Annotated in this window: 14 protein-coding genes; 6 read left to right on the top strand and 8 right to left on the bottom strand. The window is 42.1% G+C overall.

The features are described from left to right. Positions 1-298: 298 nt before the first annotated feature. The 3 genes from M0N77_RS02885 to dusA all read left to right on the top strand — a co-directional run bounded on the left by M0N77_RS02885 (position 299) and on the right by dusA (position 4653). Complete coding sequence (locus M0N77_RS02885; protein WP_353103368.1) at positions 299-2125, top strand: phospholipase D family protein; 1827 nt, start codon at positions 299-301, stop codon at positions 2123-2125. A gap of 195 nt (positions 2126-2320) precedes the next feature. Next, entirely contained in the window at positions 2321-3580 is a 1260-nt protein-coding gene (locus M0N77_RS02880) for an MFS transporter (RefSeq protein WP_353103366.1), read from the top strand. Positions 3581-3681: 101 nt separating this feature from the next. After that, the gene (gene dusA / locus M0N77_RS02875; protein WP_353103365.1) at positions 3682-4653 is read left to right on the top strand and encodes a tRNA dihydrouridine(20/20a) synthase DusA; all 972 of its coding nucleotides are present in this window, start codon (positions 3682-3684) and stop codon (positions 4651-4653) included. A gap of 37 nt (positions 4654-4690) precedes the next feature. Here the strand turns inward: dusA and M0N77_RS02870 are convergent, their stop codons facing one another. The 4 genes from M0N77_RS02870 to M0N77_RS02855 form a co-directional block, all read right to left on the bottom strand. Further along, positions 4691-5491: a CPBP family intramembrane glutamic endopeptidase gene (locus M0N77_RS02870; RefSeq protein ID WP_353103363.1), complete on the bottom strand. Its 801-nt coding sequence runs from the start codon at positions 5489-5491 to the stop codon at positions 4691-4693. Positions 5492-5559: 68 nt separating this feature from the next. After that, a complete protein-coding gene (locus tag M0N77_RS02865; protein WP_353105550.1) occupies positions 5560-6432 on the bottom strand; it encodes an alpha/beta hydrolase in 873 nt (290 codons plus the stop codon). A gap of 196 nt (positions 6433-6628) precedes the next feature. Then, positions 6629-7684 carry a signal peptide peptidase SppA gene (gene sppA, locus M0N77_RS02860; RefSeq protein ID WP_353103361.1) on the bottom strand — a complete coding sequence of 352 codons (1056 nt, stop codon included), beginning with the start codon at positions 7682-7684 and terminating at the stop codon, positions 6629-6631. A gap of 188 nt (positions 7685-7872) precedes the next feature. Next, entirely contained in the window at positions 7873-10971 is a 3099-nt protein-coding gene (locus M0N77_RS02855) for a ComEC/Rec2 family competence protein (RefSeq protein ID WP_353103359.1), read from the bottom strand. Between the two features lie 263 nt (positions 10972-11234). Here M0N77_RS02855 and M0N77_RS02850 point away from each other — a divergent pair, with 263 nt between their 5' ends. After that, positions 11235-11810, top strand: a complete 576-nt coding sequence (locus tag M0N77_RS02850) for a DUF2062 domain-containing protein (protein ID WP_353103357.1) — start codon at positions 11235-11237, stop codon at positions 11808-11810. A 100-nt stretch (positions 11811-11910) separates the two neighbouring features. Here M0N77_RS02850 and M0N77_RS02845 read toward each other — a convergent pair whose 3' ends face one another. From M0N77_RS02845 to M0N77_RS02835, 3 genes are all read right to left on the bottom strand, one after another. Then, positions 11911-12249 carry a hypothetical protein gene (locus M0N77_RS02845; protein ID WP_353103355.1) on the bottom strand — a complete coding sequence of 113 codons (339 nt, stop codon included), beginning with the start codon at positions 12247-12249 and terminating at the stop codon, positions 11911-11913. Between the two features lie 173 nt (positions 12250-12422). Continuing rightward, on the bottom strand, positions 12423-13103 hold the full coding sequence (gene lolD, locus M0N77_RS02840; protein WP_353103353.1) for a lipoprotein-releasing ABC transporter ATP-binding protein LolD: 681 nt from the start codon (positions 13101-13103) through the stop codon (positions 12423-12425). A gap of 112 nt (positions 13104-13215) precedes the next feature. Further along, entirely contained in the window at positions 13216-14454 is a 1239-nt protein-coding gene (locus M0N77_RS02835; RefSeq protein WP_353103352.1) for a lipoprotein-releasing ABC transporter permease subunit, read from the bottom strand. Between the two features lie 502 nt (positions 14455-14956). On the opposite strand from M0N77_RS02835, the gene M0N77_RS02830 reads away from it, so the two are divergent. After that, a complete protein-coding gene (locus M0N77_RS02830; protein WP_353103350.1) occupies positions 14957-15913 on the top strand; it encodes a hypothetical protein in 957 nt (318 codons plus the stop codon). 94 nt (positions 15914-16007) lie between these two features. Here the strand turns inward: M0N77_RS02830 and M0N77_RS02825 are convergent, their stop codons facing one another. Further along, positions 16008-16397 carry an alkyl sulfatase C-terminal domain-containing protein gene (locus M0N77_RS02825; protein WP_353103348.1) on the bottom strand — a complete coding sequence of 130 codons (390 nt, stop codon included), beginning with the start codon at positions 16395-16397 and terminating at the stop codon, positions 16008-16010. A 1016-nt stretch (positions 16398-17413) separates the two neighbouring features. On the opposite strand from M0N77_RS02825, the gene ccoN reads away from it, so the two are divergent. Next, on the top strand, positions 17414-18895 hold the full coding sequence (gene ccoN / locus M0N77_RS02820; RefSeq protein ID WP_353103346.1) for a cytochrome-c oxidase, cbb3-type subunit I: 1482 nt from the start codon (positions 17414-17416) through the stop codon (positions 18893-18895). Positions 18896-18897 lie beyond the last annotated feature (2 nt).

Below are 18897 nucleotides of genomic sequence, written 5' to 3'. Positions count from 1 at the left end.
TCATATCATGCCTCTGGCTTTGAGACACCTGCTAAGCTTTTTTTTTGCAACTGCCATTTTACCAAACACAATTTTTGTTAAAGCGGCTGATTAAAAAACTTAACGTATTTTTTATAGGCAGATATCCTTGTACCTGCTAAGCTTGGCAAAAATAATTTTGTATAACCATGGGATTACTGCGCTTACACTGGCTATGGCTCATAAGCATTGCTATTAATGGCAGTTGACTTCGCTGCTAAATAAAACTTCAGTCCATTGAGGCCAAGCTATTATGTCGTTAAATAGGTATATAAATAGAATGACGCTGAGCCTAACTCTTGGCTTATCTTTGAGTATGGTAGGCTGTCAAAGTTTGCCTGAGGTAGCGCATTTACCAAAAAGTAAAGCCTTGTCTGCGCGTGTCAATGCTTTGTACCAAAATGGCAATCAGGGCGATGACGCAGCCAAAAACACTATAGAGACGTCAGCTAGTGCAGACGCCGTAAGTGACCCAGTTGTAGCAGATACGATAGATAAAGAAGATAAGCAGAGCGCTACCGATATGGAAGCTGCCAATGAGCTAGAAGCTGGCAAAAGCAGCACCTTTGACACTGAGACCAAAAAGTCTCAAGAGCTGACCAATAGTATAAGTAACGATGTAAATAACAACGTGAATAGCGATATTAATAACAGCGTAAATCATACTGATTTGGTCGCGGCTATTAGTGAGCAAAACAAGATTCACCCTGATTTGTCAGGCTATCATCCTATTGTTACTGGTGCCAATGCTTTTGCGGCGCGCAGTGTCTTAACCGATATGGCAAATCGAACTATCGATGCTCAGTATTATATTTGGCATAACGATCAGTCCGGTCAATTGCTGCTAAAAGACTTGTGGGAAGCGGCTGAACGCGGTGTTATCGTGCGCTTATTGATTGATGATTTTAACAGTAGTAGTGATTTAGATCAGCAGTTGCTGCGCTTCTCAAACCATCCTAACATAGCGGTACGCATAGCCAATCCGCTGATGCATCGTAAGTTTCAGGCGTTAAATTTTGTCACTGGTTTGCCTCGTATTAATCGGCGCATGCATAATAAGAGCATGACTTTTGACAAACAAATCACTATTATCGGTGGCCGTAATATCGGTAACGAATACTTAAGTAATGATCAAAATAGTCAATTTGCAGATTTAGATGTGCTGCTTATCGGTAAAGTGGTCGCTGATATCGATAACAGCTTTGGTAGCTATTGGTCAGCGCCAATCTCTTATGATATTGAAACTTTGGTAAGCTTTGATAAAGATAAACCTACTGATTTTATAGCCGGTTTAGATCAGCTTGATGAGGATGAAAAAAACGATAGCCAAAGTAGCTTATCCGTCTATCGCTCCGCTATTGAGGACTCCTCCATTGATACCGACTTATTAAATAAGCGTATTCCTTTTCGCTGGACGGATATGCAATTTTTGAGTGATGATGTCGGTAAGCTGACCAAAAGCGTGGCTACCGATACCAATTTGGTGCAGCAGCTACGTACCTTACTAGGTCGCCCCTCAAAAGAGCTGACAATCATTTCATCCTATTTTGTGCCTACCAAAGATGGTGTGGATACTTTAGTACAGTTAGCCAAAAGCGGCATCACTATAAAAATACTAACCAATTCTTTTGATGCTACTGATGTGACCGCAGTGCATTCGGGTTATAGCCAATGGCGACCTAAGCTGCTAAAAGCTGGGATAAAAATATACGAGTTAAAATCAACAGCTAGCGAAGAGAACCGCGAAAATAAGCTTTGGAAAGCTCGCAGTCAATCCTCTACTAGTTTACATGCCAAGACCTTTGCTATTGATGATCATCAAGTGTTTATTGGTTCTTACAATGTCGATCCACGCTCAGCAAATATCAATACTGAGATGGGGGTCATTATTAATGATGATGAGCTCGCGCGCCAGCTCCATGAGTCGCTAAGTGCCGATCTATTGACTCAGGCTTATGAGGTCAAATTAACCGATGAGAATCATCTGCAGTGGCACACTATTGAGGAAGGTGAGGTAAAGATCTATGAGGCTGAGCCGCGAGTGGGTTTGTCTGACCATATTTGGCTGACCATTATGTCCTGGTTGCCAATTGATTGGCTACTATAACTTTGGCTAAATCCAAATCAAAGGTTTATCTTTTTAGCGCTTTTGTCTTTATTAACGCGTAACCTTTCAACTTTTTTAGCTTTAGGAGAGACGGTTATTTTAATGGCCGTTGTAATGCTTTGCTTGTATACGGAAAAATAACTAACCATGCCTTCTCGTCCCCAATATGCACTAATGTCTTCTAAAGACAGAAATATGATGATTTTTGTCTGCCTAACTAGTGCTATCACTTTTTTTGACTTTTTGATTTATTTGTATATGGCAGATTATATCTCTTCTGCTTTTTTTCCGATAAACGTTGATCCTCGGGTTACTAGATTACAAGGTTTAGGCTTATTTGCTATCGGCTATTTAGCTCGCCCTCTTGGCGGTGTTATTTTTGGCCGCTATGGCGATATTAAGGGAAGAAAACCTTTATTATTGATCAGTATATTGGTTACCGCAGCTTGTATGATGACCATGTCGGTACTGCCTACTTATGCGCAGTGGGGTTTGATGGCTCCTATTTTGTTTATTGTTTTACGGCTGATTCAGGGGATGGCGTTTGGGGTTTATGTGCCTTTGTCTTGGATATATATCGCTGAGCAAGTGCCGCGCCAGTATTTATCTGTGGGTTGTAGCTATGTAACGGCTAGCTTCTTTGTTGGCGTGTTATTTTCTAATGCCTTTTTTGTCTGGCTAACAGGCTCAATGACGCCTGTTCAGCTATTGGACTACGGCTGGCGTGTGCCTTTTATCTCAGCTGCCGTACTGAGCTTTTTGCCACTATTTGCTTGGCGTTTGATTAACGAATCACCGTTTTTTATTGAAATGCAGGCAAAAAAAGCTTTGGATAAAACGGCTATTACTGAGCCTTTTACTTTACTACTAAAATACTGTAAGCATGCGGTATTTTTGGGTCTTATGCTTAGTCTAATCATTGCCAGTATCACTACGGTAGTTGCATTACTATTGCCAAGCTTGATTGAACTACGCTTTGTTTTAGATACTGATCTGTTTGGTTTTTCGCATAGTTTAGGCATTATCTTTATGGTTTTTGGCTGTATTTTTTACGGTATTCTCTCCAATTATGAGAATTTTGGTAAAATACTTGTGATAGGATCAGTGCTGCTCATCGGTCAGATGTTCGCCTTTTATTATCATTTGCAAGCAGGCGGTGATTACATCTTGATTATGTATGCGCTCTTAGGCTTTTTTGCCGGTATTGTCGGCATGGTGCCGGCTATTTTTGTTCAATTATTTCCAACTAACGTACGTCTAACGGGTATAGCCTTCTCTTACAATGTGATGTATGCCATTGTTGGCGGAACTCTACCTTTTATTCTCGGTTATGCCACCTCATATATTAGCTTTTCTCCAGCGCTATATGTCGCCTTTATTGGCGCTATAGGCATTATGATTGGTCTATATTTTTATCATTTACCTGAGTCTAGAAAGCTGGATCGTATTATTTAAATCGCGTTGCCTAAAAGCTGATTTCTCTAAACCTTGGCTGTTGCTAAAGTCGCTCTGCTAAAACCAGACGCCACCTTATTTTTAAAAAGAGTTTTATAGTTATGGTTGATATGACCAATAAGCGCTTGTCAGTCGCTCCAATGATTGATTGGACGACTACCGATTATCGTTATTTTGCCCGTCTGTTTAATCCGCATGTTTATCTGTATACGGAGATGATTAGCACTGGTGCGCTGATACATGGTAATCGCGCCCGGCATTTGCGTTTCGATGCGCGCGAACATCCTCTCGTTTTGCAATTAGGCGGCGCCGATATCACCGAGATGACTCAGTGCGCTGAGTTTGCTCAGCAGCATCACTATGATGAGGTCAATATAAATGTCGGTTGTCCCTCAGATCGCGTACAGCATAATAAGATAGGTGCTTGCTTGATGGCAGAGCCCGATACCGTGGCAAGCTTAGTCAAACACATGCAAGCGGCGGTCGATATTCCGGTAACTGTCAAACACCGCATTGGGATTGATGATTTTGATAGTTATGAGTTTATGAAGGATTTTGTTGAAACCGTGGCAGCAGCAGGTTGCAGCCGTTTTATCGTCCATGCTCGTACCGCTTTGCTACAAGGTCTTAGTCCCAAACAAAATCGTGAAATACCGCCGCTACGTTATGAGGATGTCTACCGCCTCAAACAGGAGTTCCCTGAGCTTGATATCGAGATTAATGGCGGTATCGAGACGGTGCAGGATATCGAAAACCATCTACAATATATTGATGGAGTAATGATTGGCCGTGCTTTTTATCACAATCCTTATCTGCTTGCTCAAGCCAATAGCTTATGGGGCGAGCCTGCACCAAAACGCTCTGCTATCTTAGCTCAGCTGTACCCTTATCTTCGTCAGCAAATAGCGCAAGGCGAAGCGTTACCGACTATGTCTCGGCACTATTTAGGGCTCTTTCAAGGCTTGAATGGAGCACGCAGATGGCGACAGGCTTTGAGCGGTAAACCAAGTTTGACAGTAGAAGATGTTGAAGCGGCGGCAGCTGAGGTATTAGCGCTTAATCCTGAGGTTTAATGGCTTAAGCTAAAAACCTTTTTTTGAGTTAACAAACTTATAATAAATACTGCCCCATCGCCAAACCGTTATTAAAGATATGCAATAATATTGGCAATAATAGTGAGCCTGATTTGTAGCGAGCGTAACAAAATATCATGGCGAGCAAAACGATAGTACTGATCTCATACAAGCCGTATTGCAAATGCATAATGGCAAACACTAAGCTGGTGATCAAGCTAGCCATTAGCGCGCCATGTGCCTCAGACTTCGCTCTCGCCTCTGCTAGCGATAGCGAGTTTGCGACATACCTCAACGAAAACTGCTCTTTGAGCGCTGACCAGATAATCCCGCGAAACACCAGCTCTTCATAAATAGGCGCGACAATCACCAAAGCGATAATCAGTAGCCACACTGAGCTTACCGACTGGTACAGAGGATCGACAAATAGTGAAGGCGATTTATCTAATAGATAAGTCAGCGCTTGACTGCCGATCAAAAATATCAATAACAGTCCAAAGCTGCCGATAGCTACTTTCAAATTAAAGCGCTTTAGTGCTAAATAGTCACTAACCCTACCGCCTTTTGAACGGATAAGGAGCACTATCAGAGCGCTCAAAAACAGCAAACTTAAGAAGATAGAGCTACTAACAATAGTTCCATTACCGCTAGCATGATAAAAAACGTCCGCTACCGTTTGCGTTTTAAACGCTGGTAATAGCAGCCTGCCGGCAATATAAACCCCTAACAGCTGACTGGCAAAAAAAGCAAACACCATACCAACTAGCAGCGCCATAGCTTCAAAAAGAGAGAATAGCGGCTGTGGAGTTTGAGCAGATAAGCGGGTGAGTTTTGGCATAAATATTGACTCAAAGGGATAAGAGGCGAAGCAAACTAATAGAACGGCTTACTCTATGAAGTCTGCTACTACTCAGATAACTGCTGCTCAATGATATCTAATACCAGCGCTGACACTGAGTCTGGATGCTCAAGCGGAAACATATGACCGCCGGCATGAGTCTGAAAATCTATACCCAAACGCGCTTTTATTTTATGAGGGAATTTACGTTTTAAAAAGATACTATCTTTGCCAATGATTAGCGTAGCTGGTGGCTTGGGTCCTTTGTTAGGCGTCAACCAATACATCGATGGATTGGTTCGAAACACTGCCACTTCGCTTTGTTTTGAGATAGCCAAAGTCACTTTGCCATCAGCGCGCTCATGTAATCCATGCTCGATATATCCTTGAAAGCTACGCTCATCAAAATGCTTAAAAAAACCTTTATGGCGTAATTGCTCATAAGCGTCCGCTCGACTATTCCAGACATCACGGCGATGTTTGGAGATGCCTGATGGCGATATTTTATCCATCAAGCGATTATTCATCATTGGTAATCTATCTAGCGTTTTGGCCAGATGCCAAAATAAGCTACTACGCCCATAAATCCAAGGCGGATCCATTAATACCGCTTGATTAAAGTACTTGGGCGCACGGTATAGCGCTTGTAAAGTACACATAGCTCCCAAAGAGTGACCTACCGCAACGAGTTGCGCCACACCGTGACGCGCGCAAGCATCTGCCACACTATCGATGACTTGCTGCGTCAAACTACGCCATTGATCATCTACTCGATAACCAGGCGTCTCCCCTAACATTGGGATATATTCGATAGTAAAAAACTCAGCTAATCCAGCAAAAAAAGGCTCATAAACGGCACTTGGCATGCCATTAGCATGAGCAAAATGTAGCACCGGCTTTTGCGTTAGTTTTGATACGGGTAATTGCGAAAATCTCTGCATTTCATGGTTGTTTTGATTATTTGCTACAGGGTTATTTACACTCATGACGGGCTCTCTATTATTTTAATAATCTCGCTATTTTATTTATACCTAGCCACGATAGCACTAGCTAAAAATCAATGTTAGTTATAGCAAAAGGCTGAGCTATTTACTAGCTCAGCCTCAACACTGACACCATAAAGCTTAACTAAAACCACTAACGCATCTCAGCACTGCCCTCTTGTTGCGGCAACATATCAAGGATAATACTTGAGCCCACGCCAGCGCCTAATTTTACGGCAAAACGATCCATAAATAACTGGAACGGATCAACAGGAGAGTAGTTCACGACGTTATTAAGCTTCAATTGCTTCTCTAAGCTAGCAATACTACCCTTTTTATCGGCCAAGCCCAAAGCGATAGACTGCTCGCCGGTCCAAAATAACCCTGAGAATAATTTATTAGCTTCAGGATTTTTGAGACGATCACCGCGGCCCTCTTTTACCGCATTAATGAAGTGCTTATGGGTATTAGCTAGCACCTTCTCAACATGCTGCTCTTCATAAGCAGTAAGCGGACGCGATAGGCTTAAGATGTCTTTATATTCGCCAGCGGTAATAGTGCGATCTTCGACACCCACTTTATCCATCAAGCCTTCGATGTTATAACTTGGCATAATAACGCCGATAGAGCCCACCAAACTTGATGGATTGACATAGATCTCATCCGCTGCAGAAGCAATATAATAAGCACCAGAAGCACCGATATCACCGATGACCGCGTAGAGCTTTTTATCAGGATACTGTTTGCGCAGATCCATCATCGTTTGCCAGATCTCATCAGACTGCACTGGTGAGCCGCCTGGAGAGTTGATATCTAAAGCTACCGCTTTTGCATTGTTATTCTCAAAAGCGCGAGTCAAAGCTTCGCTGATATCATAAGCATTGGCTATATCGCCGTTGCTGATGACGCCTTGTAGCTCAACCACTGCCAGATGTGGAGAGTTAGTTCCTTCAATACCAGTAGGCGTTTTGGTACTACAGCCTCGGCTGAAGCTAAAGAATAACAACAAGATATAACCAAAGGTCAGCAGCTTAAAAAAGATACTCCAACGCCTAGAGCGGCGCTGCTCTTCAACACTGGCTAATAAGGTTTTTTCGATAAGACGCCATTCTTGTCCGCTTGGCTGATTGGCCGGTACCTGCTGTAAAGGTAGCGGTTGATTTGCCGAATTATCAGGACGTTTGTTAGGGTCTGGTGGCCAGTTGGGCATATAACTTCCTAAGTTAAAATCGATCTAAACAAGGTATAAATATCGTCTATAAAAATACAGGTCTAACTGATAAAAAATAAACAGTGTGCTAAGTATGGTGGCATTATAGCCAAGGTTCAATAGTAAAAGGTGAGCTTATTGCATCAATAAGCTTACAGGTTAGGTATCGGCCTAGCTATTGGTTGCTATTAATAATTATCCTCAAGCATCAACGCGGCCTCCAAGGGTTGCTCATCATAAGTTATTATTTGCTTAGCCTGCTGCATCTCTAACACCTGTGTCGACACCCTTGAGCTACTATGACTCAGCCAAGCGCTTGAAGTAGTCGCGGCTTGGCTGATATCTAACGCGAAAGGTTCAGCGCGACACATTAGCGACCACAACTGCCAGCTGCGTTTGTGAGTAGCACTATCCAGAATAAGCCGCGACGAAGCTGTAGGCTCAGTTATGGTCTCAACTGTCGAGTCAGTCTTAGCTTTATCTAAGATAGCTAATCCTTTATCATCAACAAGCATTTGCACAGTAGCTTTAGTAGGCTGCTGAGGATTACTAGCCTTATAATGCACTACCGTTATCGGCAACGAGCTGTCGATAGCCACACTACAATCCCAAACGCTAGCATCATCAATCTCACGCCAACCAGTCAGCACTTGTAATTTTAGCTGTCCGCTCAAATCTTGCCACCGCTTACCTGTTTGACAGTCTTGGGCACTAATATAAGGTGTATTAGTAAGTGACGATTGGCTTTTTTGGGTTTGTGGTAAAAGCGCTGGCCAAAGCTCATGCCGCCCTGCCTGCCAATATTGCGCCGTAGGTAACACTTGGCTTAATCGCGCTACCGTCAACGCTAATAGCGGCTGCGCGCCTGATAAGTTTTGCAAATCTTGCAAGCCTTTAGTATTTTTAGAACTTGCTTTACGCTTATCGCTTTTAGTAGTATCAGACAAAGTTGCCGTCAAAGCTGAGTCGCTACTTTGCACGATGATACCTTGCAGATTTTTTATAGCGAGTGTGCGCAGTTGCTGCTCTAATATTTTCGTAAGCTTATCAGCGATTAATGAGCTTGGCTTACTATCCTCACCTTGCACTCTATGATCTGCCAAAAATAGCCAGCTTATCTTATCTTGCCTCAGTGATTTTTCACCCTCTTTACTTTGGTTAGCATTATTTTTATCAATAGGATAAATAAGTACTGCTGACGTGATATAACGATCGCCTGTCGGCAAAATATAGAGGGTTGGTGTCTGAGAAAAAGAGTGCTGATTGGCATAAATAGTCATCAGCAAAAGCGTCAGCGGCGGTAGTGACAATAAGCGGCTCAGCAGTCCGCGTGGCAGTAGCCATGGCAATATCACCAGTACCGCCATCAATACCATAGCAAAATTGATAGGCGTATATAACCAAGCGCTACTTAGTATAGGCAGCGTCGTTAGCCACTCAATCAATTGATGTAAATAACTGACAATGCTACTAACCAACGCCCAAATGCTATCAGCGATAGCTGGCGATAATAAATAGCAAAGCCCGGCTAGTAAATTTAGCGGCACAATGAGCCAACCGAATAAACCAATAGCAAATAAGTTAATCACAAGTCCCCATAGCGAGACTTTGCCAAATAACAATAAAGTGATAGGCAGCAGCGCGATAAATAACCAAAGCTGCAATCTAAAGATACGCTTGAATAGTAACCAGCCTTTACTATTCAAGAGCTTTAACTTGATAAAGCTTTGCCGATTTTCGCTGATTATTGACGAGCTAGTAGAATATGATAGAGATAATGAAGAATTAGAGTTTAAAGTTTGGCTTTGTAGCACATCCTCGTATTTTAGTAATAAAGCTACCGCAATAAAAGACAGCCAATAACCCGCTTGCCATAACACGTACGGATCCATCCAAGCCATAATGATCGCTAATGCCAGCAGCACTCGCATGGTGCTAATAGGCACCAAGGTTAGGCGCACTAGCCCTAGAGCTAATAGCATCCAAGCGGTACGTGCTGCGGGTACATCAAAACCTGTAAATAACGCATAAATAAAAGCCGACGCTATTATCACCCACCAACGTACTTGCCAGCGCGCCGCGGTGCGATAGAGTGCCGGATAAAATCGCTGAACTAATAGCACTGCCATAGCCGCTAACATAATAGCCATAAATAGCACATGAGTACCCGAAATCGCTAACAAATGCGAGATACCGGCTAGCTGGTACAGATCTTTGGTCTCGCGATTGATTAAGCTGCGATCACCGGTAAGTAGGCTCAAGGTCACGGCTTGCGCTTGTTGTTCACTAGCGGTTTTAGCGGACCAATCTTGATAAAAATGCTGACGTAGTTGCAAACGCCAATTATCGATAGTGTTACGCGCTCGCTGCCAAAATAAGGTAGCGTCATCGTTAGCTAGCGCTAAGCTTGATGAGTGCTCAGTGACTGAGCTCACTGCAATAATAGTCGCTACCCCATCAATATGACGAGCACGTAGCCAACGATAACTATCAAAACCAGTCGGATTATTTAGCGTTTGCTCAGAGCTGGCTAGCGGCGCTAGTGATAAGCTCATTAATATACGCGAGCCAGGCTTTAGATTATTGAGGGTGACAATACTAGGGTCATCATTGGCTTTTTTGGGGTATAAGCTTAGTAATACGCGCCGCTCGTTTAATTGGTTGCTTTTGGGCAAAGGGTTGTTTGCGTTCTCGATACTTTGCGCTGTTAAATCGTTGGAGCTTAGCTCAGCTGTCAGTGGCGCTATATGGCTCAAAGTAGCGACTTGTCGATAGCCGCTATTGGTACTGGCATCATAGACGCTATCTCTAATACCCTCGATAGTTACCCAAGCTTGTACCCGCATAGCTGTGCTCACTTTGGTAAGCTGCAACTGTTGATGCTGAGTTAATGCCTGTAAGATACTGCCAGTAAGTAAAGCGAGCGCTAATAACGCTACGATTAGATAACGGATAGCTTTGATAAGTAAGGCGCGATTATAAAGGCGTGTTATTGAAGCAGTGACAGGTAAGGTAGTTTTTGCAGAGTTGCTATTAGCTGTTAAAGCTAATTCCTCTATTGCTGGTTGCTCGGTTACTAGCGCTATGGGAGGTGAGAATACTAAAGCGGTTCGCAGCTTAAAGAGGATCAAAATAAAAGCCATTGCAAAAAGTAGCAAAGGTAAAAACCAACCATTACTAGTCACTATCAGCGGTAGACTCTCCAGAGCTGATAACTCACTATCGGCCGCTACCGTTAATACGCCAATCATAGCGACTATAATTAAAGTGCCAATCAACCAATACACTGGCACTCCTTAGCCGCTGATTTAGTTTTTTTATCACCTGCTAGCGATAGTATTCGCCTTTATATTGACCTATACTAACCAGCTTACTTAAAACAAAATGTCGCCGTAAAAAACTTTGTCAAAAGCTAGATCAGAGCTCAAAAGTCGCTATGATTTAATTATAGCACTATTACTGTTGATATACTTTTGTCTAAAAACGTAATCACTTATCTGCTTAATATATTGGTATCGGCAGGTAATAATTAGCGACTAAAGGCAAGCTTGTGTCCAAAAAACGTCTAAAAAACCTACTTCCTACTCCCGAACAAATCTTACAAAGCCGTAGTCTAAAACTATTTGCGCCGCATTTAGCGGATCCTAGGTTGTGGCAGTTTAATCGCCATAGCCTAAATAAAGCGGTTTATATTGGGGTGCTTAGTGCGTTTTTTCCGCTACCAGGACAGATGCTATTAGCTTTGATTGGCGCGCTTATCTTTCGCGCTAATGTGCCGATGGCGCTTGGTCTGACTTGGATTACCAATCCGTTGACGACTCTGCCCATCTTTTATGCCGGCTATTATATTGGCGCAAAAATCATCGATGTGCCGATGATTAGCTTACGGCTGATTGGTAGGATGATTGCTGATTTTAGCTTGTGGGTATTATCAGATGGCGCCAATCCTTTTGTCACGCATAGCGGCAAAGTATCGATTACCGCTTTTTGTTTGGGACTGACTATTTTAGCTATCATTACTAGCATCGTTTGTGGTTTGGCATTCAAAGCGATTTGGCGTTATAAAACAGTAGTCAGTTGGCAAAAACGACAAGGATTACGTAATGATAAAACACCAAAACCTTAGTGGCTTAAAGGCTCAATGGTGCAAAGTTTTGACGCTTTAAAACATTACTATAGTAATGTAGTAGCTATAACCTTAATAGCTATAAATCTTCTAGCAGTGTCTAGCTTTGTTGATGAGTTTCCAAGGCGTCAAGAATAGTATCTTTGAATTGACTATCCATCACTTGTGTCGTAATGACTTTATCATCTTTAGTTAAATGATATTGCTTACCGCCCACCGTTTCTTGCACTTTCAAATAATAATCCACACCGGCTAAAGTAATAGCATCAAATATCGCTGTGAATTGCTCTTTTTGAGCTGCTACCCCTACTCGCTCAAACGCTTGAGGGTCAATATATGGAAATAAAGGATCCTCACCTTCCTCAGCGCTGCCAAAAGCGGCAATAGGATCGTCTTTATTATCTATAACTTTACTCTCAATAATATCGATTAAACTCATGGCTCAATACTCATAATATAATATAAAAAACCATACCATTAGCCATTGTTATAAACAATATCTGCTTTTTAGAGATCTAGTAGCTTTTCTAACGACTAGCTCATTGTCTGTAACTCAACATCTATCGCTTACTGCTAATACCGCTTTACTGTTAACTTCATTATGGCTCTTTACTAGTAGTTTTCCCAGTGGCCATTGCGTAATAGTAGCTGACGATCCGCTAGCGCAGCGAGGCTACGATCATGAGTCACCATTAATAATGCCGTTTTCATAGTGCTTTGTAGCTCTGAGAGTAGCCCAAAAACACTTTGTGCATTATCATAATCCAAGTTTCCGGTAGGCTCATCGGCTAAAATAAGCGAAGGCTTAGTGACCAAAGCGCGAGCAATAGCAACCCTTTGACGCTCACCACCGGATAGCTCACCAGGTCTGTGCTCCAAACGATGACCCAAACCCACATTTTCTAAAATCTCAATCGCCTGCTTACGAGCCTCAGTAGTTGATACTTTTGGGCGCATAAGCAGCGGCATAGCGACATTTTCTATTGCGGTAAACTCCGCTAATAGATGATGAAACTGGTAAATAAAACCTAGATATTTATTGCGCATGGCACCGCGTTCGGTCTCATTCATATGATTAAGACACTCCCCATGTAACCAAACTTCACCGCTAGTAGGCGTATCAAGACCACCTAATAGATGCAATAAGGTACTCTTGCCCGAACCACTAGTGCCAACGATAGCTATACGCTCGCCGGCATTGATATTAAGATCCAAACCAGTTAGCACTTGAGTGTGTACCGCCCCTTCATCATAGATCTTACTGATATTGCTTGCCTTCAAAATAGCTGACATTCCGCTTCCTTTATTCTTTAATTGCTTACAGTTGCTATATATTCACCCTCGACTACTTCGATATGTTTACGTAGGCTATAGATGACCGTGTAATAGCTCAGTACAGGCTTGGCTACTCATAACGTAGCGTTTGTGCCGGTTGAATTTTAGCCGCTCGGCGCGCTGGATAAATTGTCGCCAAAAAGCTGAGGACAAAAGAGGCGCCTGTAATCAATACCACATCGGCTAAACGTAATTGTGAAGGCAGATAATTGACAAAATAGGCATCAAATAGATTCAGACCGAAAACTTGATTAATAAAGCCCAAAATATCGCTGACCGTAAGCGCAAATATAATACCCAATATCGTTCCTGCCACCGTTCCAATAACCCCTATCACTACCCCTTGCACCATAAATACTTGCGTAATCAAGCGCGGTGAGGCACCAAAGGTCTTTAAAATAGCAATATCAGCTTTTTTATCGGTCACTAACATCACAAGACTTGAAACAATGTTGAAGGCGGCGACTAAAATAATTAGAAAGAGCAGTAAACCAACCATCGCTTTTTCCATCTGGATAGCCCCAAATAAATTACCATGGGTTTGTGTCCAGTCGCTCGGATAAAGCTGAGCGGGCGCGATGCTAGCCGCTTTTTGCGCCGCAATGGGGGCTTGGAAGATATCATCTAGCTTTAAGCGAATACCTTGCGCGCCAGCCGGTAGCCTGAGCAGCTTTGCCGCATCGTTCATCGGAATAAAGGCCGCTAGAGTATTAACATCAGGACTGATATCAAAGATACCTGTCAAGGTAAAGCGCTTAAACCTAGGGATAACGCCGGCTGGTGATGGCGAAGCTTCAGGCAATACCAAAGTCACCTTATCGCCGATATTAAGCCCAAGCGACTGCACCATCTCCAACCCTAATACGATAGCGAAGTCGCCATCTTTTAAGGTGTCGATGCTGCCTTCTGTCATGTGATTATTGATAATAGAGACATTTTTTTCGTACTCAGGGTCGATACCAGTGACCATGATTCCGGCTACTTGACCATTTGAGGTCAGCATTCCTTGCAACTGAATAAAAGGAGCCACTGCTGCCACTTCTGGATCTTCAGCTTTGATACGATCTGCAAGCGGCTGCCAATCACTAATGACCTCAGCTGAGGTTACGGTCGCTTGTGGCACCATACCTAGTATGCGAGTTTTGAGCTCGCGATCAAAGCCATTCATCACCGATAATACGGTGATAAGTACCGCAACTCCAAGCGTCAAACCTATCATAGAGATCAGCGATATAAAGGAGATAAAGCGGTTACTGCGCTCAGCTCGGGTATAACGCAGGCCAATAAATAATGCTAAAGGACGAAACATAGTCAAACTCTTTATCTTATTCACATACCTCTATATATACTGACTTTTAATAGCCACAAAAAAGCGACTATAGCCCAATAAACAGGTATATAAACATGGTTTTAGACGGATCTATTAGTTTAGTGCATCAATAATCATACTACAGAGATAATCACACTCTGATAAAAGGGGGATAGTTTGACATAGTTTCCTCAAAATATGCCAACGATTAGCATAAACTATCACGGTTTTTCGATAAAACTTCGCTGTTTGATATTATTTTTATACTCAGGCTTGCTATTGTTTGCCTGCATACCTATATATTATATGCTAAAGACGAATGTCATTAACCCATTATCATGGTTTGGTAGCTGGCTTGATAAAGTATTAGTAGCTATGAGGCAATAGTTTTAGCGGAGGTATTATATACCCCTAAGCTAATGGCTTACTGCATTAGTTGCGTTTATTAATTATTACAGCTTGCTGTTCCAACTTCACCACTGAGCTAAGTTTGAGTATCTCTATGACCATTAATTATCATTATAAAAACGTACAATCCCCTACCAAAATCACTTTATCTGACGAACAAACCGCAGGTCACGCCGATCACTGGCGTATTTTGACTAGCGATATGAGTCAGGATGTGCCTGAATGGTTACAGCAAATGATAGATCACGCTACTATGCCTAAAGGCCTTAATGGTAATGTTAGTGCTCAAGATAGCTGCCTGCTATTATCTGAAAACAAGCCTTGTCATATCAATCAAGTATTAGCGATGAAAGAGGGTCGACCGGAGCGTTTTATCAACGCTTATCCTTGTGTGGATAGTCCTTATGGTATGACCTGTAAAATCGAGCGGGTAATAGTTAATGAAAACTCGCATGATGCAGTATTAAGACTGCGTGGCAGCGATGGCAGTATTGTTTATGCTTTTGATCAGCTCTATACTCCTAACCGTCATTTGTATGAGCAAGGAACTACTTATTTTGTCAATTTCAGTGCTTGGGCGCATGAGATCTCTATTAGTGAACAAAATGAGGTGATCAGAGTTGAAGACGAGGAAGCTATTCGTTATCACCGCGCTTTTAACGACATTGTCGCCGCTAATGATGGCAAAATACCCGATGATTTGCAGGAGCAGATCAAAGCTTGGCGTCCAGAGACCAAGGAGCAAATGGCACCGGTAGAGATCAATCTCGGTCACATGTGCGCCTATCTATTTGGCGATACTCTAGGACAAGAGGATGAAGCTTGGTGTCAAGGACAAGTTCTAGGCAAGCAGCAAACTGTCTTTAATAATAAGCCTATCATTTTGTTTGATGTGGTGATACTGCGTGAACAAGATACTCAGCCTTTTGTAGTGCGTATCGGCGCTTGTCTCACTGATGAGACTCAAGCTATCGAGGTGCACGACTACGTCCAAGCCAATATTTGGCTACAAGCGGCGATTTATAAAGAAAATCAACAGCTTCAAGCATAAAGCTAGAGCAATAAAGCCATAGCCTGCGCCTGTTATGGTTATCATCGAAAAAGCCCCTAGTTCATATAGGGGCCTTTTTGTACCGCAAAATAGCTTAAGCTAAAGTGGTTATTGATTTGATATTTTTGAATAGCTCTTTTTGCTCAGTACTCGGGCGCGCCGTTTGCAAAGCCATCAACTGCGACATATCGCCTTCTACACGAATCTTACCACTCATAAAGGCGCCCATAATCTCGTTCATGTCGAAATCTGTGATGATAGACTGTAGCGTACTACGATCAAGCAGTAGCGTCGTGGTTGCCTCAGAATTTAAGCCTTTATGGAGCAGACCATTAGCATAGTTACTTTCGATAACTTCATTATCATCAGTGACTTTTAGGTTAATCACCATATCCGCTAGCGCTGGTGGCAGATTGAGCTCACCTGCTTCATTACCCATTTGCTCAACTTGCTCAAACCAGGTATCGGTCAAAAAAACAGCCATATCATTATCCTTAGTAAATACTCATTGTAGACCACTAATTGCCTCAATAGGTTGAATTGAGACAGAAGTTATAATACAGTCATTGCCTAGTGCAACGATCATAGTCTCTACAATCATATATTAAATTGCGATTATTGTAATAAAAATTTATTTTGCGGTATAGGGCTCAGATTAAAGAGAAATAAAAGCTAATACTAGCATTGATTGCTAAACTGTAACAAAAAACTTAATCATAGACTTTAGGTATAAAACTTAACTATCAGCGTTCTTTTACAATTAGTTACCTCTATGTGACTATAAAAAACGCCTAACTCTTGACTATCCCTAGGCATTTTTTACAAAATATTTAGAGTAAAAATGATCGTCAAACCAGTCGCTGTAATGCTGTGTTAATTTCAAAATAATTTAATATAATTATTTTAATATCAAATAGATGCTTGTTAATACTGTGATACTTCAATGGGTTATTATAATAAGTTGTCAGATAAATTATTTACCAAAGATTTTGTATTTTGACACATAGTTCTGATGATATTTTATTAATATTGCGTTACAATACCCTTAAACAGAGTCGGGAGTTTTAACTAAACGTTACCTCCACATGTTTTTGTCAGCAGCCGCTAGCATCTATCTGTTCCTTAACAGCTTTTATTGCAGATTAATGTCAGCCTGTATTTTGGTCGATAGTTAGTGTCTGATGTAGAGATAACTACTGAGTGATTCAGATCTAAATACTATTATTTATAATTAACTTTAACGATATATTAATCATCCTAACTTTGTCTAATCATTGCTTACTTTACAAGTGTTCATTTAGCTTAGTAAGTACCGAGATAGCAACGTTTGGCTCACTAGTTAATACACCGTTACAGTGATAGATAATCCTGATGACAGCATGTGCCGCAATCCCTATCTATTTTATGACATTGCCTTTTAGACTTTAGCTTTGTTATGGTTTAGATACTCGGAGATTTAGTTAATTCTGTTGATAATTTAGGCTGTAAAGGAATCATCCAATGAGTTTACAAAACACAGCAGTCGCCCCAGTTGACCGCGAGTACGAGATCACTATCGTAAGATTCTTTACGATTATGACTGTCGTTTGGGGTATTGTCGGAATGAGTCTTGGTGTGTTCTTGGCATCGCAATTGGCGTGGCCAGCACTTAACTTTGACATTCCATGGCTGACATTTAGTCGCCTAAGACCACTGCACACCAATGCGGTCATTTTTGCGTTCGGTGGCTGTGCCCTGTTCGCAACTTCCTACTATATTGTTCAGCGTACTTGTAAGACTAGACTATTTGCACCGTACCTAGCTTGGTTTACCTTTTGGGGTTGGCAAGCGGTTATCGTAGCCGCAGTTATCACTTTGCCGCTAGGTATAACGACGACTAAAGAATATGCTGAGCTTGAGTGGCCAATCGATATCTTGATTGCTTTGGTATGGGTCTCTTATGCCATTGTTTTCTTTGGTACTCTTATCAAACGTAAAACCTCGCATATTTATGTGGCTAACTGGTTCTTTGCTGCTTTTATTATTACGATTGCTTTACTGCATATCGTCAATAGTATGGCGATTCCTGTTGGTGCCTTTAAGTCATATTCATTATTTGGCGGTGCAACTGATGCCATGGTGCAGTGGTGGTACGGACATAACGCGGTAGGTTTCTACCTAACTGCGGCCTTCTTGGGTATGATGTACTATTTCGTTCCGGTACAGATTGGTCGTCCTATTTATTCTTATCGCCTCTCTATCGTTCACTTTTGGGCATTGATTGCTTCATATATGTGGGCAGGTGGTCACCATCTACACTATTCAGCGCTACCAGACTGGACTCAGTCGTTAGCTATGGTGTTCTCAATCATTCTATTCGCACCTTCTTGGGGTGGTATGATTAACGGTGTTCTAACCTTATCAGGTAGCTGGGATAAGCTGCGTACCGATCCGATCATTCGCTTTATGATTGTAGCATTGTCATTCTATGCAATGTCTACTTTTGAGGGTCCAATGATGTCTATTAAGACAGTCAACGCGCTCTCACATAATACCGACTGGACAGTAGGTCACGTACACTCAGGTGCACTTGGCTGGGTAGGTATGATTACTATTGGTTCGCTATACGTACTACTACCACGTATTTATAACAAGCCAAAAATGTACTCAATCAGCCTTATCACTACTCACTTCTGGCTTGCGACAGCAGGTACTATTTTCTATATCGTCTCGATGTGGATCTCAGGTATCGGTCAAGGCATGATGTGGCTTGCCACTAACCCAGACGGTACTTTGGTATATAGCTTTGTAGATACGGTTGAGTTCTCTCATTTCCCCTATATTGGCCGTGCATTTGGTGGTCTGTTATACGTGTCTGGTATGTTTGTTATGGCCTATAACGTCTATCGTACTGTCAAGATGCCAGAAGGTAAGCCTGTTGATATCGCTGACCCTACGGATCATGAACCTAGTGTCGAACAAACTTCGACAGCTAAAGTATAAGG

Origin of the sequence: Psychrobacter sp. AH5 (genome assembly GCF_040371085.1) — a bacterium.
In the GTDB taxonomy this organism is placed as follows: Bacteria; Pseudomonadota; Gammaproteobacteria; order Pseudomonadales; family Moraxellaceae; genus Psychrobacter.
The sequence above is the reverse complement of the archived record's forward strand: the minus strand, read 5'-3'. Positions and strand labels throughout refer to the sequence as shown.